Annotated in this window: 21 protein-coding genes; 9 read left to right on the plus strand and 12 right to left on the minus strand. The window is 62.1% G+C overall.

All coding sequences use genetic code 11. The features are described 5' to 3' along the window. Positions 1–70: 70 nt before the first annotated feature. On the minus strand, positions 71–1,996 hold the full coding sequence (locus tag ACRTG1_RS01805) for an ABC transporter substrate-binding protein (RefSeq protein ID WP_432515645.1): 1,926 nt from the start codon (positions 1,994–1,996) through the stop codon (positions 71–73). 142 nt (positions 1,997–2,138) lie between these two features. On the opposite strand from ACRTG1_RS01805, the gene ACRTG1_RS01810 reads away from it, so the two are divergent. The 9 genes from ACRTG1_RS01810 to ACRTG1_RS01850 all read left to right on the plus strand — a co-directional run bounded on the left by ACRTG1_RS01810 (position 2,139) and on the right by ACRTG1_RS01850 (position 12,011). After that, positions 2,139–3,107 (plus strand): LysR substrate-binding domain-containing protein, encoded by a 969-nt coding sequence (locus tag ACRTG1_RS01810; protein ID WP_432515646.1) that lies wholly within the window; start codon positions 2,139–2,141, stop codon positions 3,105–3,107. A 164-nt stretch (positions 3,108–3,271) separates the two neighbouring features. Then, positions 3,272–4,192: an ABC transporter ATP-binding protein gene (locus tag ACRTG1_RS01815; protein WP_206552902.1), complete on the plus strand. Its 921-nt coding sequence runs from the start codon at positions 3,272–3,274 to the stop codon at positions 4,190–4,192. Beyond that, positions 4,189–5,148 (plus strand): ABC transporter ATP-binding protein, encoded by a 960-nt coding sequence (locus ACRTG1_RS01820; RefSeq protein ID WP_432515647.1) that lies wholly within the window; start codon positions 4,189–4,191, stop codon positions 5,146–5,148. The genes ACRTG1_RS01815 and ACRTG1_RS01820 overlap by 4 nt, the downstream gene beginning before the upstream one ends. Before the next feature lie 67 nt (positions 5,149–5,215). Further along, a complete protein-coding gene (locus tag ACRTG1_RS01825) occupies positions 5,216–6,499 on the plus strand; it encodes a D-serine ammonia-lyase (RefSeq protein ID WP_206548512.1) in 1,284 nt (427 codons plus the stop codon). 30 nt (positions 6,500–6,529) lie between these two features. Then, entirely contained in the window at positions 6,530–8,089 is a 1,560-nt protein-coding gene (locus ACRTG1_RS01830; protein ID WP_432515648.1) for an ABC transporter substrate-binding protein, read from the plus strand. Positions 8,090–8,184: 95 nt separating this feature from the next. Continuing rightward, positions 8,185–9,201 (plus strand): ABC transporter permease, encoded by a 1,017-nt coding sequence (locus tag ACRTG1_RS01835; RefSeq protein WP_113156750.1) that lies wholly within the window; start codon positions 8,185–8,187, stop codon positions 9,199–9,201. Further along, complete coding sequence (gene ddpC / locus ACRTG1_RS01840; RefSeq protein ID WP_113156749.1) at positions 9,201–10,076, plus strand: D,D-dipeptide ABC transporter permease; 876 nt, start codon at positions 9,201–9,203, stop codon at positions 10,074–10,076. The genes ACRTG1_RS01835 and ddpC overlap by 1 nt, the downstream gene beginning before the upstream one ends. 1 nt (position 10,077) lies before the next feature. Beyond that, positions 10,078–11,061, plus strand: a complete 984-nt coding sequence (locus ACRTG1_RS01845; RefSeq protein ID WP_113156748.1) for an ABC transporter ATP-binding protein — start codon at positions 10,078–10,080, stop codon at positions 11,059–11,061. Then, complete coding sequence (locus ACRTG1_RS01850; RefSeq protein WP_432515649.1) at positions 11,058–12,011, plus strand: oligopeptide/dipeptide ABC transporter ATP-binding protein; 954 nt, start codon at positions 11,058–11,060, stop codon at positions 12,009–12,011. Before ACRTG1_RS01845 ends, ACRTG1_RS01850 begins: the two co-directional genes overlap by 4 nt. Positions 12,012–12,038: 27 nt before the next feature. On the opposite strand, the gene ACRTG1_RS01855 is transcribed toward ACRTG1_RS01850, so the two are convergent. The 11 genes from ACRTG1_RS01855 to ACRTG1_RS01905 all read right to left on the minus strand — a co-directional run bounded on the left by ACRTG1_RS01855 (position 12,039) and on the right by ACRTG1_RS01905 (position 23,359). After that, positions 12,039–13,091, minus strand: coding sequence for a dihydrodipicolinate synthase family protein (locus ACRTG1_RS01855; protein WP_432515650.1), 1,053 nt, complete (start codon positions 13,089–13,091; stop codon positions 12,039–12,041). Between the two features lie 16 nt (positions 13,092–13,107). Beyond that, positions 13,108–13,830 (minus strand): TetR/AcrR family transcriptional regulator, encoded by a 723-nt coding sequence (locus tag ACRTG1_RS01860; RefSeq protein WP_432515651.1) that lies wholly within the window; start codon positions 13,828–13,830, stop codon positions 13,108–13,110. After that, positions 13,817–14,845, minus strand: coding sequence for an NAD-dependent epimerase/dehydratase family protein (locus ACRTG1_RS01865; protein WP_113157131.1), 1,029 nt, complete (start codon positions 14,843–14,845; stop codon positions 13,817–13,819). Before ACRTG1_RS01865 ends, ACRTG1_RS01860 begins: the two co-directional genes overlap by 14 nt. 4 nt (positions 14,846–14,849) lie before the next feature. Then, positions 14,850–16,328: a mandelate racemase gene (locus ACRTG1_RS01870; protein ID WP_432515652.1), complete on the minus strand. Its 1,479-nt coding sequence runs from the start codon at positions 16,326–16,328 to the stop codon at positions 14,850–14,852. After that, on the minus strand, positions 16,325–17,164 hold the full coding sequence (locus ACRTG1_RS01875; protein WP_432515653.1) for a sugar phosphate isomerase/epimerase family protein: 840 nt from the start codon (positions 17,162–17,164) through the stop codon (positions 16,325–16,327). Before ACRTG1_RS01875 ends, ACRTG1_RS01870 begins: the two co-directional genes overlap by 4 nt. Positions 17,165–17,168: 4 nt before the next feature. Then, a complete protein-coding gene (locus tag ACRTG1_RS01880; protein WP_432515654.1) occupies positions 17,169–17,681 on the minus strand; it encodes a tripartite tricarboxylate transporter TctB family protein in 513 nt (170 codons plus the stop codon). Beyond that, entirely contained in the window at positions 17,678–18,715 is a 1,038-nt protein-coding gene (locus tag ACRTG1_RS01885; RefSeq protein ID WP_432515655.1) for a Gfo/Idh/MocA family protein, read from the minus strand. Before ACRTG1_RS01885 ends, ACRTG1_RS01880 begins: the two co-directional genes overlap by 4 nt. After that, positions 18,712–20,229 (minus strand): tripartite tricarboxylate transporter permease, encoded by a 1,518-nt coding sequence (locus ACRTG1_RS01890; RefSeq protein WP_113157130.1) that lies wholly within the window; start codon positions 20,227–20,229, stop codon positions 18,712–18,714. Before ACRTG1_RS01890 ends, ACRTG1_RS01885 begins: the two co-directional genes overlap by 4 nt. A 125-nt stretch (positions 20,230–20,354) precedes the next feature. After that, a complete protein-coding gene (locus ACRTG1_RS01895; RefSeq protein ID WP_432515656.1) occupies positions 20,355–21,377 on the minus strand; it encodes a Bug family tripartite tricarboxylate transporter substrate binding protein in 1,023 nt (340 codons plus the stop codon). A gap of 293 nt (positions 21,378–21,670) precedes the next feature. Continuing rightward, a complete protein-coding gene (locus tag ACRTG1_RS01900; protein WP_113156739.1) occupies positions 21,671–22,492 on the minus strand; it encodes a carbohydrate ABC transporter permease in 822 nt (273 codons plus the stop codon). Next, positions 22,493–23,359 carry a carbohydrate ABC transporter permease gene (locus ACRTG1_RS01905; protein ID WP_113157129.1) on the minus strand — a complete coding sequence of 289 codons (867 nt, stop codon included), beginning with the start codon at positions 23,357–23,359 and terminating at the stop codon, positions 22,493–22,495. It abuts the gene before it with no gap. Positions 23,360–23,380 lie beyond the last annotated feature (21 nt).

A 23,380-nucleotide genomic window follows, 5' to 3' on the forward strand; every position in this document is an offset into this window, starting at 1 on the left:
CCATGTCTTCGGGGGAGCGAAACCGGGCGGCCTCCGCGCTGAGCGCGCGGAGGCTCATGGATCGTGGCGTCTATTCAGACTTGGTGACCTTGTAGAAATCCCATGCGCCGTACAGCATCATGTTGTGCACGTAGCCATCCACCCAGTCGCGCGAGACCACATGCGTGTAGTCCTCCCACAGGAACTGCGTGGTCGCATATTCATGGCTCATTTCCTGCAGCCGCTCATAGATTGGCCGGCGCTTGTCAGGATCGTTCAGCGCCCACGCCTCTGCGAGCAGACCGTCGAACTCCTTGCGCATCAGCTCGCGATAGCCCTCACCGCTGAACCCTGCAACAAGACCCGTGCTGGCCAGATAGTAGGTGGCGGCGCCCAGCGGACCACCCGGATCCGAATAGTCCGGCCCCCAGCCCATATAGGCCATGGGCAGGCTCGGATTGTTGTTCGTGTAGATCTGGTCGGAGATCGTGGCCCAGGGCAGCGCCTGGATCTTGAGGCGGAACTTGGGATTGATGCGCGCCAGATTCTGCTGGAGAACGGAAAGCGCTGCGTTTGCCAACTGCGTGCCCTCCGTCATGTACGCAGTCATCTCAAAGCCGACATCCCACAGCTTGCCATCGAAGGCCTTGCGGAAATGCTCTTCGGCTTTCTCGGGATCAAAGCTGTAGACGGGACTGTCGTCGCGATAGCCCATCAGGCCACGAACCGTCGGGCCGCGCAGCTGCACCGTGTTGCCGAGGTTCACCTGCTCGAGAAGAAGCTGGTAGTTCTGCGCGTAGTTGAAGCCCTTGCGCACATCGATGTCGCCGAAGAAGTCCGGCGGTATGCCTGCGCCATCCAGCTTGCCGCTGCCGATTGCCGGATTGCCATCGGCCTGAACCGGCCACATGAAGAACAGGCTGCGTCCGAAGATGTTCTGCAGCCCCTCTCGAACCTTGATGCCCGGGCGGGTCTTCATCTCCTTGAGAAATTCGACCGGCGTTGCAACCACATCGGCGTCACCCGCTTCGAGCTGCAGGCGTCGCGTGGTCCATTCGGGCACGGAGCGCAGCACAACACGCTCCAGCTGCGCCGGGCCATCCATATAGCCCTCGAAACGCTTCATCACGAGGCGCTTTTCACCCTGATCCCACTCTTCAAGCATGAACGGGCCACTGCCATTGGCCTGTTCGAACAAGGCGCTTTCGCCAAGGTCCGGCTTGTGGAACTCCACCCAGCTGTCGGCCGTGCCCGGCCAGGCTCCATGGTCGACAGCCCATTCCCTGTCGATCACCGAGGTGGCGTAGGGCAAGGCGATCACGCCCAGCGTGGCAGGGAAGGATTTCTCCAGCGTGAGAACGAGCTTGCCATCCTCGACGGTGATTTTCTCGGCAAGCGCATCATGCACCGCGACAAGGCCGGCCTCGTCCAGATCATCGAAGTTCTCGACACCGGCGAGCGCCGTCGCCCAGGCGCGGATATTGGGATAGGTCCCCGCCGTCACCATCTCCGTCACGGCATTGGCCATCCAGGATTCGCCCTGCAGGATCGCCCGCATGAAGCTGTAGCGAACATCTTCTGCGGTGATCTCACCGTAACCCGGCTCGATGCGCCCGCGCTCCTCCTCGTTCAGTTCGTCGTAGTAGCGCCACTCGATCTTGCCGTCGGCGCCCTTGAGGCCGACCTTGTGCGCATAGATCCCCTCGCGGATCGGAAACGTGTAGCGGACCGAACCGTCTTCACCCGTCTCGATCAGACCATTTTCAAGCGACGGCACCTTGGAGGCGATGGAAGGAACGAACTCGGAAATGTTCGATCCGTCATAGCCAAGAAGCCGGTTGTACATGTTCAAGGAAGCATAGGTGCTCGGCGTGTTGCCGATATAGGCAGGGTCGAGAGACTGGATCCCGTCAGTCCAGAGAAAGACCAGAGTTCCGGGATTGTTGACCTGCGCATTGCCGATTCCGACCGGGCCGAACACGGCACAGGCGGCCAACAGGGCGATTTTCTTGAGCATTGGATTTCCCCTCAATTCAGATTCTGCGCTGAACCATATGCCCTTTGGGCGGGCTTATTTTTGCGCAAACGGTAGGGGGAGCTTTGCAGGCTGTCTAATACTCTTTATAGATGAACTATGCAAAAACTGCATGGAGAGCATCTTGGAACTCATCTGGATGGAAGACTTCCTTGAGATTGTCGCGTCGCGGAATTATTCGACCGCAGCCGCAGCGCGAAACATCTCTCAACCGGCCTTCAGCCGCCGCATAAAGGCACTGGAACGCTGGGTCGGCGTGGAACTCATCGACAGAAGCACCTATCCGGTCCAGTTGACAAAGGCCGGGACACTCTTCCTGCCGCGCTGCCAGGAACTGGTTCGCGAGCTATACCGCTTGCGCAACGATTGCCAGCAGCAGGCGGGCACCCGCCAGAACCCGGTTTCTTTCAGCGCGCTGCACACAATCGCGCTGTTCTTTTTCCCCGAATGGATCAAGGGCGCGGATGCCTCCAGATCACTGCTGCCGGTGAGCATGCAGGCGACCGATTTTTACGAGTGCGTCGAAGCCCTCGCCATGGGCAGGAGCGATTTCGCGATCATCTACAGCCACCCTGAGGGCCCGCCGGTTCTGACCGCCGGACCTTTCGAATCCGTGTGTCTCGGCATTGATCCGCTTGTGCCCGTCTCCGCGCTTGATGCGGAAAGCAGGCCGCTTTATTCACTGGACCACGATCAGGAAAGCCGCATTCCCTATCTCGCCTACTCCTGGAACGATGGCTATCTGGGCAAGCTGGTTTCGCTCATCCATGCGCGCCAGGAACGCCCCCTGCCACTGGCAACCGTGTATGAGACATCGATTTCCGAAGGCATCAAGCGCATGGTGATGGCCGGCGAAGGCGTGGGCTGGCTGCCGCTGTGCTGCGTCAGGGACGCCATCGAACGCGGCGAACTCTGCCAGATCGGCGGGCCGGAACTTCAGCTCGACATGGAGGTGAAGCTGTTCCGGCGGCAGGGCTCACGCAGCCCGCATCTCGAAACATTCTGGCACGGAATCGAGCCTGCAATCACGCCATGGGAAACACGACGGACGGCTGACAGGCAGGATTTGGCCGGGCCAGCTGCGGCAGAATGATTTATGCAAAAAAAACATAACGCCCGGAAACACTGACAAAGCCTGACTTTCCCGCCTGCGCCCGTTTCCGGCTCTCTTGACAAGCCCCGCTCTTCGCCTCCCGATCTGGCCAAAACGGTCCCTCGATCACGCGATGCGACCTGTCCAGGGGAGGTGGCGGAAAGATGAGCCATGTTGACGCCGAACCGGCAATGCCGGCCGAACGGGTGCTGGAGGTGGAGAACCTCAGGATCGCCTTTGCGGCGCAAAGCAAGACGCCGATCGAAGTCGTGCGCGGCGTCTCGTTCCACATCGACCGGGGCGAGACTCTGGCCCTCGTCGGGGAATCGGGCAGCGGGAAATCCGTGACGGCCATGACCCTGATGCGCCTCACGGAGCATGACGGGGCCACGATCACCGAAGGTTCGATCAGGCTGCGGGGACGCGAGGGACGGGTCATGGAGATCACGCGCATCCCGCTGGACAAGATGATCGATGTCCGCGGGGCGGATGTCTCCATCGTCTTTCAGGACCCGATGTCCAGCCTCAACCCGGTCTTCACCGTCGGCGAGCAGATATGCGAGGCCATCGCCCAGCATCAGGGCAAGTCGATGCGCGAGGCCGAACAGATCGCGCTGAAAACGCTGCAGCTCGTTCGCGTGCCCGATGCCGCGCGGCGGATGAAGCAATATCCGCACGAGTTCTCCGGAGGCATGCGCCAGAGGGTCATGATCGCCATGGCGCTCTCCTGCAAGCCATCGCTTCTCATCCTGGATGAACCGACCACCGCGCTTGATGTCACCATTCAGGCCCAGATTCTCGATCTGGTGCGTTCGCTCCAGGAGGAAATCGGCATGTCCGCCCTCTTCATTACGCATGATATGGGCGTTGTTGCAGAAGTCGCCGACCGCGTCTGCGTGATGTACAATGGAGCGCTTGTGGAACAGGGCGACGTTTTCTCGATTTTCGAGGCGCCCCGGCATGAATACACCAAGGCGCTGATTGCCGCCGTTCCACAGCTTGGCAGCATGGCGGAAACGGACATGCCCGCCAAATTCCCGCTCGTGGAGTTCTCGCGGGACCGCAATGCCGGAGCAGGCGCATGACCGGGCCTTCGCAAAACCAAGGTGCCCGGCCGCTTCTGGAGGTCGAGAACCTCGTTACCCGCTTCGACCTGCGCTCGGGCCTGTTTGGCCGGGTCACCGGGCGCGTTCACGCGGTCGAGAATGTTTCATTCTCCATCGCGCGTGGCGAAACCCTCGCGCTTGTCGGAGAATCCGGCTGCGGGAAATCGACCATCGCGCGCACCGTGATGCATCTCGACCGCCCCGTCTCCGGCTCCATCCGCTTTGAAGGCGAGGAAACGGTCGGCGTATCGTCGCAGAAGCTGCAGTCATTTCGCCGTCACGTGCAGATGGTGTTTCAGGATCCGTTCGCCTCGCTGAACCCACGCATGACCATCGCCCGCGCGCTGATCGACCCGATGCTGGTGCAGGGTGCCGGCGGGTCCCGCGCAGACATGCGCAGGAAGGCAGCAGAACTTCTGAAACGGGTGGAGCTGAACGAAACCCATCTCGACCGCTATCCGCACGCCTTTTCCGGAGGCCAGCGGCAGCGCATCTGCATTGCGCGCGCGCTCGCCCTCGATCCAAAGCTCCTGATCGCGGACGAAGCAGTGGCGTCGCTGGACGTGACCATTCAGGCGCAGGTGATCAATCTCTTGATGGACCTGCAGGCGGAACTCGGCATTTCGCTCCTGTTCATCAGCCACGACATGGCGGTGGTGGAACGCGTGGCGCACCGGGTTGCGGTGATGTATCTCGGCGAGATCGTCGAGATTGGCGACAGGCGCTCCGTCTTCGGAAACCCGCAGCACCCCTATACCCGCAAGCTTCTGGGCTCGGTTCCGGTGGCCGATCCGCGCCGCCGGCCGGAACGGCGCACCCTGATGGTCGATGAGATTCCAAGCGCCGTACGCCCTCCCGATTACACGCCCGTGCAACGGCCCATGCACAGGATTTCCGACACGCATTTCGTGCGCGCGGGAAGCCATGCGGCCTGACTGTCCGGGGAAGCAGAGCAACGCTCGCCGGCGGCGCGTGTGACAAATGATGAAAGGTCAAGAACTCATGAACGATGGGACTTTGCCCCCCGGTCTCCCGAACGGCACACCGGTATGGTGGCGCAATCCGGACGTCCTCCCCGTCGACGCTGCGATGGCGCGAAGCTCGCTTGATGGCGAAATGGTGAAAGAGGCCGAAGACGCGTGGGAATGGTATGGCCCGCTTCTGGCCCAGCTGTTTCCTGAAACCAGGGCCGATGGCGGCCGCAATCGTTCGGACCTGCGGGAACTGCCCCGGATAGCCGGGATGATCGGGCTGAAACGCGGGCGACTTCTCGCAAAATGCGATTACGCCCTGCAGACCACCGGCAGCATCAAGGCGCGCGGCGGTGTGTTCGAGGTACTGACACACGCCGTCGACATTGCCCGGGAAGCCGGACTTGTGGAGGATGGCGACGACCTTTCGAAGCTCGCGACGCCGGAGGCGAAAGCGTTCTTTGCCAGGCACCGGCTTCTCGTCGGTTCGACGGGCAATCTGGGTTACAGCGTCGGTCTGGCCGGGTGCAGGCTCGGTTTCGACGTCGAAGTGCACATGTCGCACGACGCCAAGCAGTGGAAGAAAGACCGGCTCACCGCGCTTGGAGCCTGCGTGGTGGAGCATGGCAGCGATTTCTCGCAGGCCGTGTGTGCCGCGCGCGAGGCGGCGGACAGACAGGCCGACAGCCATTTTGTCGATGATGAACGCTCGATCACGCTGTTCATGGGCTATGCAGCGGCCGCGCGCGAACTTGCAGACCAGCTTGAAGAGGCCGGCATCCCCGTGGACGCCGATCACCCGCTGCATGTCTATCTGCCATGCGGTGTGGGCGGCGCGCCCGGTGGCGTCACATTTGGTCTGAAACGCGTTTTTGGAGACGCCGTGCGCTGCATTTATGTCGAGCCCGTCGCATCGCCCTGCATGCTGGTGCAGCTGGCGCTCGGCACGGACCGTCCGGTCAGCGTCTATGATTTCGGCCTGGACAACCGGACAATCGCCGATGGTCTGGCCGTCGCGCAGGCTTCCCAGCTCGTGGCCCGCGAGACCCGGCACATGGTCGAAGGCATAGCCACCGTCAGCGACGAATCCCTGCTGGTCTGGCTCACGCATATGTGGCGTCTTGAAAAGATGCGACTTGAACCTTCGGCCGCTTCGGGGTTTGCTGCACTTGTCGAATTCGGGGGGGAGATAGAAGTGCCGGACAGCGACAGGGAGATCACGCGTGTGATCTGGACAACCGGCGGCGCGTATCAGCCCGAAACGGAGTTCGCAGTCGCTCTGGCACGAGGAAACGATCTGATTTCGTCAATGTAAAAGCACGCATTTCTGGGAGGTATGCAAATGATGAACCTGACATTATCGCGCAGGGTGTTTCTTGCCGGCGCAACGGCCCTGTCCGTTCTGGCAGGCGGTTCGACCGCGACACTGGCGGCAGCGCCGGCCGACACGCTTGTCATCGCCAAGCCGGCCGATCCGCAGTCGCTCGACCCTGCCGTGACGATGGACAACAACGACTGGACCGTGACTTACCCGGCCTACCAGCGCCTCATGAAATATGAGACGAAGGACGGGAAAGGACTGACCAGCGTGACAGGCGACCTCGCCGACAGCTGGGAAGCCTCTGAAGACGGCCTCATCTGGACCTTCAAGCTGAAGGACGGGCAGAAATTCGATGACGGCACTGCCGTTGATGCGAATGCCGTGAAGTTTTCTTTCGACCGGCTGTTCCGCATTGGTCAGGGCCCCTCGGAAGCGCTGCCGAGCGGTGTGGAAGTGACCGTTGTCGATCCGATGACCGTCTCGTTCAAGCTGGGCGAGACCTACGCTCCCTTCCTTTATGCACTGGCAAACAATGGCGCTGCCATCGTCAACCCAAAGGTTGCCGAACAGGGAGACGATGACGGCAAGGCGTATCTCGCCTCCAACACCGCCGGCTCGGGCCCATATCGCCTGGCCAACTGGGAACGCGGCCAGACCATCACAATGGAGCCCAATCCGCATTATGGCGGCGACAAGCCCGCCATCGACAAGATGCGCATCGTCATCATCGGTGAGGCTTCCGCGCGGCGACTGCAGCTTGAGGCAGGCGATGTGGACATCGCCGAAGCCCTGCCGGAAGACCAGCTCGAGGCGCTGGAGAGCAAGGACGGCATCGCGGTCCAGAACTATCCGAGCCTGCGCGTCACCTATCTCTACATGAACAACCAGAAGGCGCCGCTCGACAATGCCGACGTGCGCAGGGCGATCTCCTATGCGGTTGACTATGAGGGGCTGATCGACGGCATTCTCAATGGCAATGGCAAGCAGATGCACGGCCCGATCCCGGATGGCATGTGGGGACGCGACGAGAGCGTCATCCAGTACAACCGCAATGTCGACAAGGCCAAGGAACTGCTCGCAAGCGCCGGGGCCGATGGCGCGGAGATCACCTTCCTCTACTCCGATGTCGACCCGAACTGGGAGCCCATCGCCATCGCAACCCAGGCCAATCTGGCCGAGATCGGGCTTAACGTTAAACTGGAGAAGCTTGCCAACGCCACCATGCGCGAACGCTTCGACACGGGCGATTTCGGCATGGCGACGGGCAACTGGACCCCGGATTTCGCTGACCCCTACATGTTCACCAGCTACTGGTTCGATTCCGATCGCCACGGCCTTGCCGGCAACCGGTCCTGGTACACGAACGAGAAGGTCGACGAGCTCCTGAGGGAAGCGGCGCTGAGCAGCGATCAGGCAGAGCGCGAGAAGCTCTATGCCGAGGTGCAGAAGATCGTCACCGACGAAGCGGCTTACGTCTATCTCTTCCAGAAAGACTACCGCATCGCCATGCGCGACAATGTCGAAGGGTTCGTTTTCAACCCGATGCTCCTGGACATCTACAACATCGCCGGCATGAGCAAGTGATGCACGGCTGAAACGACATGCACCGCCCGGGAGCAAATGGCCGTTCCGGGGCGGTGCACGGGTCACGTCCAGCAGAATTCAGGTGAAGGTGAACTGTGCAATATCTGAATGTGATAAGGAAACGGCTGCTTTTCCTTGCTCTTGTGGTGGTCGGCGTGTCGATGATCACCTTCGCCATTTCGCATCTCATACCCGGCGATCCGGCCATGCTGGTTGCGGGCGACCGGGCCACCCCTGAAATCGTCGAGCGTGTTCGTGAAGACATGGGGCTCAACAAGCCTCTGCCCGAACAATACTGGATCTATCTCAAGGGCATTCTCTCCGGCGATCTGGGAACCTCCCTGCGCACACGCAGGCCCGTTGCAGAAGACCTCAAACTCTATTTTCCGGCGACGATGGAACTGGCGCTCGTGGCGCTGATGCTGGCGACAGCCGTTGGTGTTCCGCTTGGCGTTGCCTCGGCCGTATGGCGCGACAAGCCCATCGACCATCTGGTCCGCGCACTGGCGGTGACGGGCATTTCCACGCCGGCCTTCTGGCTCGGGCTTCTTCTGATTGTCCTGTTCTATGGCGACCTGGGAATTCTGCCGGGTGGCGGACGGATAAATCCTGACATACCCCGCCCACCCACGATAACCGGCTTTCTTCTGATCGACTCTCTCCTTGCCGGCGACATGACGGCCTTCACCAGCGCCCTCCGCCACATCATCCTGCCAGCCCTTACACTCGGCTTCGTGCATCTGGGCGTGGTCGCCCGGCAAATCCGTTCGGCCATGCTGGAAGAGCTGCAGCAGGATTATGTGCGCACCGCGCGCGCCAATGGCCTCAGCCGCCGCAGTGTCATCTTCCGGGAGGCGCTGCCCAATGCGCTCATCCCGTCGGTCACAGTCATGGGGCTGGCTCTCGGCGATCTTCTCTATGGGGCGGTTCTCACTGAGACGGTTTTCGCCTGGCCCGGCATGGGTGCCTATGTGGTCAATTCCATTCAGGCACTGGATTTCCCGGCCGTGATGGGCTTCACCGTCGTGGTGTCCTTCGCCTATGTCCTCGTCAATCTGGCCGTCGACCTCCTCTACATGGTGATCGATCCTCGCATCAGGAGCGTCAACTGATGGCGGAAGCACAAAGCACGGCCAAAAGGTCCAGATTCGACTTCGGGTATTTCGGCTACCAGCTGAAGCGCAGCCCTCTCACCATGGTAGGCCTGATCATGGTGGTTCTGGTTCTCATCGTTGTGATATTCGCGCCTGTTTTCGCCACGCACGACCCCAACGCCATCGACCTGCGCGCAAGGCTGGCACCGCCCTCCATGGCGCACTTCTTCGGTACGGACGAAGTCGGTCGCGACATCTATAGCCGCATCCTCTTTGGCGGCCGACAGTCCATCGCCGTCGGTTTCTTCGTCGTGTTTCTGGCCGGCCTCACGGGAACGGTTCTGGGGGCGCTGTCCGGCCTGATCGGCGGACGCACGGATACGGTGATCATGCGCCTGATGGACGTGGTTCTTTCCGTTCCCTCGCTGGCGCTGATCCTGGCGCTTGCCGCAGCGCTTGGCCCCAGCCTGGTCAACGCGGCGCTTGCCATCGCGATCGTGCGGATACCCTTCTATGTGCGGCTCGTGCGCGGACAGGCGCTTATCGTTCGCGAGATGGCCTATGTGAAGGCGGCCCACACGTTCCGCGCGGGGCGGTTGCACATATTGCGATGGCATATCCTGCCGAACACGCTCTCTCCCGTGATCGTGCAGGGCACGCTGGACCTGGGCAGCACGATCCTCCTCGCCTCGGCGCTCAGCTTCATTGGCCTTGGTGCGCAGCAGCCCACGGCCGAGTGGGGCGCGATGGTAGCGACGGGGCGAAACTACATTCTCGACCAGTGGTGGTATTCGGGCTTCCCCGGCTTTGCGATCCTGTTCACCGCCACCGGCTTCAATCTTTTCGGCGACGGCGTGCGCGACATGCTCGACCCGCGCCAGAAAGCACGCTGATATGCGCAAGACCGTTCTGGATATCGACAATCTGTCTCTCGAATTCCCTGTCTACAAGGGCACGGTCAGCGCGGTGAACCGCGTCTCCCTCCATGTGCAGGAGGGAGAGATCGTCGGTATTGTCGGTGAATCGGGCTCCGCGAAATCCGTCACCGCCATGACCGCGATGCGCCTGCTACCGAGCGAATCCTTCAGGATTCGTTCTGGCCGCATCACCCTGCTCGGCCAGGACATGCTCGCTCTCAGCGAGCAGAAGCTTGCATCAATGCGTGGCCGCGATGTTGCTATGATCTTTCAGGAACCGCTGACCGCCCTGAACCCGACCAAAAAGGTCGGCGCACAGATGCTCGGCGTCATCCGGCTGCACACAAAGCTGAGCGAGCGTGAGGCCAGGCTCCACGCGATCAAGCTGCTGACGGACATGCGCATCAACGATGCCGAGGAAATTCTCGAACGCTATCCATTCGAGCTGTCCGGCGGCATGCGACAGCGCATTCTCATCGGACTGGCCTTCGCCTGTTCGCCCAAACTCCTGATCGCCGACGAACCGACCACCGCACTCGATGTGACGGTTCAGAAACAGGTGCTGCAATTGCTGCGCCAGAAGGCCCGGGAGCTGAACACGGCCATTCTGTTCATCTCGCATGACCTGGCCGTCGTGTCGCAATTCTGCGACCGGCTTTATGTGATGTATGCCGGATCGGTGGTGGAAACAGGGCCTACACGGGAGGTGCTGCGCACGCCGAAACACCCCTATACGCAGGCTCTGATCCGCGCACTTCCCGAGAGCGCGGCGCCGGGACAACCGCTGCGGTCGATCCGCGGCGTTGTTCCAAACCTTACCGACATGCCAACCGGCTGCGCCTTCCGTGAAAGATGCGACAGCGCTTTCGAGGCCTGCAGCGCCATTCCTCCGCTCTTTTCGCTTGATGAGGACAACCGCGCATCGGCCTGCTGGCTGTGTGAGAAGGAGCATGCGGCATGAGCGGCAGCAAAACACGCGACACCGTGCTGGAGCTTTCCGACATCAGCGTCCGCTTTCCCTCCGGCTCCGACTGGCTGGGCAGACCCACATCGCATGTCCACGCGCTGAACGGGGTGGATCTCGACGTTCAGCGCGGCGAAACGCTGGGCATTGTCGGGGAATCGGGCTGCGGCAAGAGCACGCTTGCGCAGGTGCTGCTTGGGCTTCTTCAGCCGAGCGAAGGCCTTGTTTCAGGCGCGGCCGCGAGCGACGAGTCCGCATTGCAGATCGTGTTTCAGGATCCGCAGTCATCCCTGAATTCACGCATGCGCGTCTGGCGCGTGATCACCGAGCCGGTCTTCGCGCGACAGCGCAAATCGACGATGGAACTGCGGCGGCTGGCCGTGGAGCTTGCCGCCAAGGTGGGACTGCGCGAGGAAACGCTGGACCGGTATCCGCATGAGTTTTCGGGTGGTCAGAGACAGCGCATCGCGATTGCCCGGGCTCTGTCTTCCGATCCCGATGTGATCGTGCTCGACGAACCAACCTCGGCACTCGACATTTCGGTTCAGGCGCAGATCCTCAACCTGCTTGATGAGCTGCAGCGTGAGCGCAATCTTACCTACATCTTCATCTCGCACGACATATCGGTGATCAGCCATATGTGCCGCCGCGTGGCCGTTATGTATCTCGGCCAGATCGTCGAGATCGGCGACGCCGCAAGTCTGCTGGCGCACCCGCGCCACCCCTATACGCAGCTTCTTCTGGGCAGCGTTCCCAAGCTCGAAGAAGACGGGCTCGGCGAATTCATCGAGGAAACCGAATTGCCGAGCAACCGCCGGCTTCCCAGCGGCTGCTTCTTCTTCGATCGCTGTTCCTTCGCCACCGAGGCCTGCCGGCAGCCGCAACAGCTCATCGACGGCGTGCGCTGCTGCCGCGCCGAAGAACTTGCCCTGACAGCGGCCGGATAACCGGCCGCCTGCCGTTTTGCCAGATAGTCAGGCCGTCAGCCAGCGCTCCAGATTGGCGGCAACGAAGGCGTCGTCGTTGAGTTCGGGATAATCCCGGCAGATGCGCTCGAGCTCTTCCATCTGGCCGGGCCCCATGGTCTCGTCCGGATTGAGGCACCAGGTTCCTTCAAGCAGGCCCTGCCGACGCAGGACTTCGTGCAGGCAGGCAATGCAGCCGGCAAAATCGTTTGCCACGTCAAACAGAACGCCATTGGCGTCGGTGGTGCGGGCGTCGAACTCCAGCCACTCGCTGGCGCTCCTGCTGTCGGGGCGCTCATGGATATCTTCGAGCAACGCCACGGCCTTGCGCGTCCAGACCGACCAGTGCCCCAGAAGCCCGCCCTTGATCCGCACGCTGACCGGCGCACCGTCGCGCATGAAGGTGAACTTCGTCATCAGATCGGAGACGATGTGATCGTCATTGCCGGTGTAGAGCGTGATGCGGTCTTCCGCGCGGGCGTCGATCACCGCGCGCACCACGTCGAGCGTGCGGTAGCGGTTGAACGGCGCCATCTTGATCGCCACCACATTCTCGATCTCGGCGAAACGTCGCCAGAATGCATAGGGCAGAGGCTGCCCGCCAACGGCGGTCTGCAGGTAGAAGCCCACCACCGGGATAACACCGGCAACGGCGCGGCAATGGGCGATCAGTTCGTCAACGCTCGCATCGCGCATCGCCGCCAGGCTGAGAAGCACGGCGTGATACCCCTTGGAGCGTGCAAGCTCGGCCTCGCGCACGGCCTGCTCGGTCTTGCCGACCGCGCCGGCCACCATGAAGGGCGTGCTCGCATGGGCGTTCGCCTCTTCGGCCGCCAGCGAAAGAACCGGCTCCAGAAGGCCATGATCGCGGATCTCGAACTGCGTGGTGTGAACCGCCACGGCAAGCCCGATGGAGCCCGCATCAAGGTAGTAACGCGACAACGCGCGCTGACGGCGTTCATCGAGCCGGCGGTCGGCATCAAGCGCCAGCGGATGCGCCGGGATCACGCCTCCCTTGCGCAGTGCGGCAAGCGGCGTTGCGGGAAGATCGCTGATTTTCATATTGAAACTTTCGTTGTCAGGCCTTCGGCATGGAAGGCAGGTCCTGTCCGCCGGCCTCCGGGCGCAGATAACCCAGAATGACCTCGATCACGTGCTCGCGGCGCTGCGCGAGCACGTCGGACGTCTTCGGCAGGCCGAAGATCGCCGACAGTGTCGACCGGTTGGCAATGAAGAAGTAGCAGATGCTTGCGATGGAGATGTAGAGCTGCACGGGATCGACGCCGGAGCGGAACTTGCCCTCGCCCTGCCCGCGCTCCAGGATCGTCTCGATCATCGCCACGAGCGGGCTGTTGAGGTCCCGCGCCTTGACCGAATGAGCCACATGCACGCCACCGTGCATGTTCTCATCATTGATGAGCGATATGAACTCCGGGTGCGCGCTCACATAGTCGAAAGAGAAACCGATAAGCTCCCGCATGGCAGCCACCGGCTCGCGGTGGGCCAGGTCGAGCTGACGCTCGGCGCTGCGGATGGCCTCGTAATTCCTCTCCAGAACAGTGCTGAACAGGGCCTCCTTGTTACCGAAATAGTGGTAAATCAGGGCCTTGTTACAACGCGCACGCTTGGCGATCGCGTCGATGCGCGTTCCCTTCAGTCCTTTCTTCGCAAACTCCTTCGAGGCAGCGTTGAGAATGCGGGCGCGCGTCGCCACTGCGTCGCGCGTCGCCTTCTGGCCCGTTCCGGACCCGTTTTTCTTCGCTGCCCCGGCGCCGGCCGTGGGCCGGTCAGTATTTTCCATCGCGCACCTCGAAATGGGTCGGCTTGCCAAGCGAGCGGCCGCCCTCTTTCATCCAATCTGCCGTCCACTCTATCAGCCGCGGCAGCGGGACGGAGGGATAGCCAAAGAGTTTCTGCTGCAGGCTCGTGTCAACGATCCATGCCCGCTCCTGCTCGGAACCTTCCAGAACCGGCTCCTTGCCGAAGAACTCGCCAAACTTCTGCGCGAGGCTGCGCACATTGACCAGTTCCGGACCCGAAAGGTTGAGCACAAAGGGCGGATTATCCGCGTATGCCAGCGACTGCAACGCAATGTCGTTTGCATCGCCCTGCCAGATCACATTGCAATGGCCGCTGTCGATCTGCACGGGCTCGCCCTGCTGCACCGCATTGGCGACATCGTGCAGAACGCCATAACGCATGTCGATTGCGTAGGAGAGACGGATCAGCGCCACGCGCGTGCCATGCACGCTGGCGAAATGCTCGAACATGCGCTCGCGGCCCACGCAGGAATTGGCGTATTCGCCCGGCGGGTCGAGCACCACATCTTCACGCGCGCCCTGCTCGGTGATCTTGACGAACGGATAAACGCAGGCCGTCGAGAAGGCGACGATGCGCGAGTCCTTGAACGCCTCGGCGACAATCGCAGGAACTTGAACATTCATGGCCCAGGTCAGGCCCTGATTGCCGCTGGAACCGAATTTGCGGCCAGCCATGAAAAGCACATTCTCCGTCTTTTCGAGGCTTTCCACCGCTTCGCGGTCGAGAAGATCGCATGAAACCGTCTCGATGCCCCAGCCTTCCAGCTTTTCTTTCAGCCCCGGCTCGGAGAAACGGGCGACGCCGATGACGCGCTTGTGGGGCGCGGCGCGCTTGGCCATGCGCGCAAGCGTCGGCCCCATCTTGCCGCCAACGCCAAGAATGGTGATGTCGCCATCCAGCTCGGCGAGGACGGAAACAAGGCGGTCGCTCGGCTGCGACAGCATGTCTTCGAGCTGGGCTTCATCCAGAACGGTGTCAGGCAGGGATCGGGTCATGGTCTCAGTCTCCTGTGCCGGCATGTCCGGCATCGCTTTTGTTGAGGCTATCGAAAGTCCAGTCGGCAGCGCGTGTGCGCTGACCGAGGTCGGGCAGGCAGGCGAACCCCATGCCGGGGACCTGCAATGAGGCAATGTCGAGCGCGCCGCCATTGATGGCGGTGACGATGGAAGAACCCTCGCGCCGATAAAGATCGGGATGGGCGGCCAGAGCGGCCTCCGCCTCACGGGCGGGCAAATGCTCAAGGCCATGGAAATAGTGGTGGCCGTTGCGCTCCACATGCGTGATGCCAAGCGCCGCCACGACCGCGAGATCTGCCTGAAGCGACACCACCGGCAGACAGGTGAGATCTTCTGCCGACTGGAAGTAGACGCCCGGCCCCGCCTGGCGATTGCGCGTTTCGGCAAGCATCGCGTTCAGCAGGGAGCGGATGACGCCCTTGCAGTTCTTGTGGCTCACACCGTGATAGCCAAGCGCAATCGCCTCATGATAGGCGCTCGTCCAGCCATCGGCCTCGTCGATCAGAAGTGGCTTTCCGATTGTCTTGAGAGCCCTGGGATCGAGCGGCGCGGAAAGCGCGACCGAGCGTTCCAGCGGCTGCTCGATGAAAAGGATCGCATCATAGAAGCGATCAAGCGCCGGATTGCCGCGAATGGCGTCCATCAACGCGGCGAACTCCTCAAGCCGGCTGTATTGCTCATTGCCGTCGAGCGTCAGGGCAAATGCCCTGCCGGTCCGATCCATCAGCCCTGCGATGCGCTCCAGCCGCGCCATGTCCGATGTGGGATCACCGGAAATCTTGATCTTGAGATAGCTGAGATCGTCCTGCTCGATATAGTCCGCGAGCGTTTCGGGCAGACCGTCATCAAGCCGGTCAGCCGACGCGATGTCGCCAGCCTCAATCGGATCGACCAGACCGACCGTATGGCGCAGTCCGATGCGCTCCAGTGGCTTTTCGGGAAGGATCGAGGCCGGCGACATGCCCGCAAGCTCGGGAAAGACCGCGCCGCCATAAATGCCGAACGCATTGCCGCGCACCATGTCGAAGAAGCTCTGCCCGGTTGCCCTGCCCAGCGCATCGATGATGGCGCGCTCCACCATTGAGACGCCAAAGGAAGCGCCAAGCCTGTTGAAACCCGCTGCGACAGCGCGACGGTCGACTTCTTCATCGAGCTGCCGCCAGAGCGTGAACAGGGAACCCTCCGGCAGGTTTCTGGCGACGGCGAGCGCTTCCTCGACCACCCAGAGGAGGTCTGCAACATTGTCGGCTGGCGTCTTTTCCGGCCGCTTGTCGAACCATTTGTAGGCGAGAAGGTCGGAGGCATAGCCCAGAACCGGCTTGCCATCGACGAAAACCTCAAGCTCCAGCGTCGCGCTGGCAGCGGCTTCCATGGTCACCACGCCGAAGCGGAACGGCATGCGCGCAAAGGCATTGGCAATGCCGATGCGGCCACCGATGACCTTGAGTTTGGTCGTGCTCATGAACACTCCTTCCGCATTTCCAAAAGTCCCCGGACATAGCCTGCGGCGAAGGCCGCAACACCCGGCCCATCGGGGTAGTAGTCGAACGGTTCCACGGCGATGACGCCGTCATAATCATGCCGGACGAGGCAATCGACGATTGGTGCAAACCGGTCAGCGCCAAGGCCCGGCCCGCGCTTGGAGCGGTCGTTGAAATGGATGTGGCGCACATGGCCGCCGGGCAGAAAGCGGTCCAGAACCGCTTCTGCGGGTTCGGCTTCGCCGCCCACCGCCGCATAGGTGTCGAGCATGGTCGCAAAGCCGGGCGAGCCAATGGTTTCGACCAGCCTCACCGCGTCGGCAACCGTGTTGACGAAATCGTCCATGGAGGGCGCGAGCGGTTCGATGCAGTAAAGAACACCGGCATGCGCCGCCGCATCCGCTGCTGCAGCGAGATGCGCCATGGCAATGTCGCGCGCATGCTCGGGCGAAGCCGCGTCGCGCAACTGGCGCTGTCCGGGCGAACCGTGAACAAGAACGCTGCCGCCCAGATCGGCGCAGAGCTCGACCATCGCCAGTATGTGATCGCGGGTGCGCGCGGCCACAGCGGCATCGTCGCTCGTAAGGGAGAGCCCTTCCGGGGCGGTCAGAAGCCAGTGCAGGCCGGTGATTTCAAGTCCATGGTCGGCAGCCATCTGCCGCAGACGGCGACGCTCGGCAGCGGGAACGGAGGCAGGCTCGTCCGACAGGGTGAAGGGAGCAACCTCCAGCCCGTCATAACGCAGCGCACTGGCCAGCCGGCACTGTTCCTCGAAAGAGAGGTCGCGCAGCACTTCATTGCACAGAGAAAGTTTCATCACGTCACCCCGGCAACCGAACGAGGAAGAGATCGGTGAAAACGAAGTCGATGGCGAACGCCGCAACTCCGGCCAGCACCAGACCACCGATCACGAGCTTCCAGATGGGCAGGCTTCGTTCGGTGTCGATCAGCTCCGCCCCCACCGTGAAGACGAAGATGAAAAGCGCCGTGGCCAGGATGAACGGCATGTGGCCGAACAGCAGCGTTCCATAAAGAAGCACCATCACGATGGTGAAGATCGTGCGGGTCGCACTGGCGCGGTTCCATTCCGTGATGCTTGGCCGCGCACCCTCAGCCAACACCCGGCCCGACATGCCGCGCAGCAGAAGCACGACGCCGAGAACGCAGAGAACCGCGCTCAGAAGCCCCGGCGTGAGACCCGGCACAGTGAAAGGATCTGCGCCCCGCGCCTCAAAGCGCGGCATGCGAAGCGAGCCGACCAGTCCGGCAGCGCCCATCACCGCCACCACGATGCCGGAGATGAAATCGGTCCTGTTGATGGTGCGCATGCTCATGCTTCCTTCTCCAGTGCGATCTGCGGCAGCGGTTCCCGCACAAGCGCGCGGTCGATGGCTTCAAGAAGGGCCGCCATTTCCAGAGCGCCCTCATCGGCGGCGCACAGGGGCGGCTCGCCGCCTTCGATGGCGGATGCGAACAGATCGAAGCTCTTTGCCAGAAGAGATGACGGTGTAACCCCGATCACCTGTTCGCTGGTCATTGCGCCCGGTGAAACCTTCCAGCCCCCGGCCGACGGTGTGTAGGAAACCTGCGCCTGCGTGAGCGTATTGCGGTTGAAATCGATGACGATGTTGCCGGCATCGCCGATCAGTCGCAGCCGCTTTGTGGTCACCGCTCCCGGCATGAACCCGTCTTCCACCTCGCCACAGGCAAGGACGCCAAGCCGCAGATTGCCGGATATGCCTTCCTCGAAAGCAAGGTCGATGCGGATGTCATCGTCCTTTTCCGCGCCGAGCAGGCTTACCCCACGGGCCTCGACCGAGCGCACGGGAACGCCTGCCAGATGGCGCATGAGATCAAGGAAATGCACGCCGTCATTTTCGATGATGGTGGAATCGTCGCGCATGCGCTTCCATCCCGAGAAGTCGCCTTCGACCGCAAGCAGGCGGCCGATGGCCCTCGACGCGATGAGCGCCTTCGCCTTTTCGACGAGCGGATGACAGCGCAAAACGAAGCCGATCTGGACGGCGCAGCCTGAGGCATCAACCGCAGCCATCAGCTGCCGCGCCTCATCCAGCGACGTGACTGCCGGCTTCTCGATGAAAACGTGTTTGCCACGCGCGAGAGCCGCCAGAGCCACGGGCAGGTGCAAACGCGGCGGCGTGACGATGTCGACGAGATCGACCTGATCCAGATAGACGGACGGATCCTCCGCAACATACCCGAGGCCGAGGGCGCGCGCCCTTTCGCGGGCAGACGGATCGGGATCGCTGATGAACAGACGCGGGGCCGTCATGCTTTTCCGCCAGGCGGCGGCATGCTGCGCGCCGAACGCGCCAAAGCCGCAAAGGAGAACGTTTCGCACCGTCATTGTGCACCTCCCCGCGCGAACCGCGCACGGAAGGCGGCGACGCGGCGACGCACGGGCGGCAGGCTGAAAATGATGATGAGAAAGACCAGCGAAGCGATCACTGCGCTTATCGGGCGCGTTACGAAGGGCAGCGGATCGCCCTGGGTCAAAGCGAGGCTGCGGCGCAGATTGTTGTCGAGGATCGGCCCAAGCACGACACCGAGGATCATCGGCGCGACCGGGAAACCGGCCTCACGCATCATGAAGCCGATCAGGCCGAAACCGATCATGACCCAGACATCGAAGATGCGGCCGGCAATGGCGAATGCGCCGACGGTGCACAGCACGAAGATGATGCCCATCAGCCATTCACGCCGCACGCGCAGGATGAGCAGCAGCGGCCGCGTGAGAAGAAGGCCGAGGATCAGCATGGCGCAGCTCGCCCAGAAAACCATGGCGACAACCGAATAGAAGAAGTCGGCCTGCGTGATCATGATCAGCGGTCCGGGGCGCAGGCCATGGATGATCATGGCGGCGAGCAGAACAGCAGCCGGCGCGGAACCGGGAATGGCAAGGGTCAGAACCGGGATCAGCGCACCGGGCACGGCGGCGTTGTTGCCGGTCTCGGCGGCGAGCAGACCCTCGGTCGAGCCCTGCCCGTATTCTTCCTTGCGCTTGGAAGCGCGCTTTGCGGCAGCGTAGGAAACCCACGCGCCCATATCCTCGCCGACACCGGGAACAACGCCCATGAACGTGCCGATGAAGCCGGACCGCAGCCAGGTGCGCGCATGGCCGAAGGAGGAAAGCGCAGAGCGGAAGACGCCCGTCACCTTGCCGGCGACGGCGCGCGTCGCTTCCTGCCGCATGACGATGAAGACTTCCGTGCAGCCAAACGCGCCGACGAGTACCGGGAGAAGGCCGAAGCCGCCTTCAAGGTCACGAATGCCATAGGAGAAGCGGGCATAGGCATGGATGCTCTCCTGCCCGACCATGGCGACGAGCAGACCGAAGAAACCGGCGATCCAGCCTTTCAGCGCGTCATCCATGGCGGTGAGCTGGCCGCAAAGGACAATGCCGAAGACGGCAAGCCAGAAAAACTCGAAGGAGGTGAAATCAAGCGCGAATTCCGCAAGCCATGGGGCAACCAGCGCCAGTCCGACCATTCCCACGACCGACCCCAGAAAGGAGCCTGTGGTCGCAACGGCCATCGCTTCGCCTGCGCGCCCTTTCCGGGCAAGCGGGAAACCTTCCAGAGCGGAAGCCGCATTGGCAGGCGTGCCGGGAATGTTGAGCAGGATGGCCGTGCGTCCGCCGCCATAGATCGCGCCGATGTAAACGCAGATCAGAACCAGGATCGCCGTGTTCTGCTCCATGGCGAAGGTCAGCGTGGTCACAAGGGCAACGCCCAGCGTGGCCGTGAGGCCCGGGATCATGCCAACGGTGATGCCGAGGAGCGTTGCCCAGAAAACAACGATGATCTGCGCGGAAAAACCGATCTCGGCGATCGCGCTCAGGAAATGAGTGAGTCCGTCCATGGCCATGCTTGTCGACAGGAGGGGTCAGCGCGGCCAGGAAGCTGGCAGCGGAAACCTTCCGGTTGCGTATAGGCGAAGCGTCAAGGCTCCCCCGCCTCACAGGAGGGGGAGCCGCAATTCCAGCCCTATTCGGGGCGCGGAATGCCGAATTTGCTCGGATCGTTCGGCGCAGCGCCGCTGTCGAACTGCTGCCAGGCATTGATCGAGAGGAAGGGCAGCGCGGTCTTCGCGGCTTCCTCGCCATGGGTCGCCTTGAACAGCGCACCGCGCTCGGCGGCGTGCTTCTTCATGACGTCGGAATTGGCGATCTTTTCCGCCCAGACCTTGTCCATGGCGTCGAGCACTTCCTTGGGCGCATCGGCAGGAATGTAGATGCCGAAGAAGTTCGGCGCGCTGGCAACCTCCGGCAGCCAGCCGGTGACCGGCGGAACCGTGCCATAGCCCTGAAGCTCAAGCGGTTGGTCGGCAATGACAGCGAGAGGACGCAGACGCCCGGCGCGGATCATGTCCACCTGCTCGGTCGCCGTCTGCGCGGTAAACTGCGTCTCGCCCGAAACCGTGGAGATCACGGCGGGGTTGCCGCCTTCATAGACGATCTGACGGAACTTGATGCCGGGCGCGGCCTTCTCAAGCGCCTGCATGGAAATCGCCGTGGCAGAGGAAAGCCCGCCGGAAGAAACCGTGATCGGCTCGCTTCCCGACTTCATGGCTTCCAGAAGATCGCCGAAATCCTCCCACTCGCTGTCGGCGCGCACCGACACCAGACCCGGATTGGCCACGTGGAGGTAAAGACGCCACTGATCGAGGTTCGCGTCGAGCGTTCCGAAAACGGGATAGGCCCCGAGATCGGCAGCCGCGCCGGCGGCCATGGTCATGCCGTCATGCGGCGCTTCCCAGACGGCGCGTGTGCCAACGGAGCCCGATGCGCCGGGCTGATTGAGAATGACGAAGTTCTGGCCGAAAGCCTTGCTCAGCTCTCCCGCGACGACGCGGGTGACAGTATCGGTGGAGCCGCCAGCGGACCACGGGACGATGATCGTCACCGGTTCAGTGGGCTTCCACTCCTCGGCGAAAGCCGGAGCGGCAAGCAGCGCTGACGCTCCGAAAGCCGCAGAAATCACGCGTGCGGCAAGTGTCTTGCTCTTCATTTTTGTTCCCCTAACTAACCAAACGGTTAGATAATTAGCGATGTCTTTTGGCTTTCTGTCAAGCGCTTTTGTCGCAGGCTGCCGAGACGCGCGCGCCACATGTGCCGGCAAACGAATGCAAACCCGCCCGCAATGGCTCGCGGCTGGGGCCGAAGACAGCCCCCTGCCCGCTCTGGAAAAAATGCGTGATGAAGCAGCCCGCGCGCCTCGGCGAGAGAGCGGCAAGACAGACAAGACGGCGTGTCCCGGCTATTGATGGCGCATTGGAACGGCCGGATAACCGGCCCCGTTCTCTATCCCTTAACGGCGCCTGCCATCATCGTTCCGCTGATCTTGCGGTACATGACCAGTCCGAGAAGCATGGGCGGCAATGCGCCGACCATCATAACGGCTGCGGCCACGCCCCATTGCACGCCGCCGCCGGAAGCCGCAAAGAAGAACGATGCGCCGACCGTTACGGGCACAGCCTTCGAGGTCGTCAGCATCAGGCCGAACAGGAACTCGTTCCACGCGGTGATGAAGCCGAAGATCATGCTGGTCACGATTGCCGGGCGGATGACGGGCGCAATGATCTTCACCAGAATACCCGGCCGGCTCACGCCGTCGATCATGGCCGCTTCATCGAGTTCGAACGGCACATCCGATATGGCGTTCACGAGAATGATCAGCACCAGCGGGATGTTGACGATGGTCATCACAAGGCCGAGGCCGAACCGCGTGTCGAGCAGCCCCATAAACTGGAACATCATGTAGATGGGGATCGCGAAGATCACCAGCGGCACCGCCCGCAGATTGACGATCAGCGGCAGCAGCGTCTTCTCGCCGAAACGGCCGCGCACGATTGCATAGGCTGCTGGCAGCGCCAGAAGAACGGCCAGAAGCGTGCCCATCGCGGCAATGGCGAAGCTGTTGGCAAGATAGAGGAAAATGTTCAGCCGGTCCGAGACCGTGAGCACCGTCACATAGTTCTCAAGCGTCGGCGCATTGATCCACAGCCCCGGATTGGTCGAGATCTCACGCGCGCTCTTGAACGAGGTCACGAGCGTGACGATGAGCGGAAAGTTCATTGCAAAGGCGGCAAGGGCGAACACGGCCCAGCGGATCGCGTTGAGCATCTATCGTCTCCTGCGCCGGGCAAAGCGGTTGAGGCCGTAAAGCACCATGAACGATGCCACAAAAAGGACGACCGAAGCCGCGACCGCCTTGCCGATGGCAGCCTGCTTGAAGAAGGCTTCGTAAATGTAGATCGACAGCGAAGTGGTGGAGCCGCCGGCCCCACTGCCGGTCAGCACGTAGACATTGTCGAAAACCCGGAAGCCATCGATGAAACGGATCAGAAGCGCCGCCGCCAGTGTGGGCAACATCAGCGGAAGCTCGATGCGCCAGAAACGGGCAAACCCGGTCGCACCATCGATTGCAGCGGCTTCCCGAAGCTCCTCCGGAATTGCCTGATAGGCCATGTGGAACAGCAGGAAGGCGAATGGCGTCCACTGCAGCGTCTCGACCACGATCAGCGTCCAGAAAGCCGAATTGGGACCGAGAAAGGCCGGGCTGTTTCCAAACCAGGCCCAGAGATAATGCGGCACGGGGCCAGCGAACTCGTGCAGAACGAGGCGATACATCAACCCCATCAAGGCCGGAGCCACCATGAGCGGCAGCATGAGAATGGCAATCGGCCAGCTGCGGTTCTTGAAAAGCGGGGCCAGAAAAACAGCCAGCCCAAGCCCGATCAGACATTCCAGAACAGCGGTCAGCAGGCCGAAGCGCAGGGAAAACCAGTTGGCGCGCCAGAACGCCTCATCGGTGAGAACAGCGACGAAATTGCCGAAACCGGAGATCTGCGGACTACGCAGCGTCTCGAAGCTGATTTCGGAAACCGAGTAGATCAGATTGACGATGGCCGGAAAGCCGAGACAGACCAGCAGAAACGCCATCAGCGGCGTGGCAAGCAGCGTCCATTCGGTGCGATGGGTCGTTTCCATGGTGCTTCTTGGTCTGTGATC

This window comes from Nitratireductor sp. PBL-C9, from assembly GCF_050877045.1.
Lineage (GTDB): Bacteria > Pseudomonadota > Alphaproteobacteria > Rhizobiales > Rhizobiaceae > Nitratireductor > Nitratireductor aquimarinus.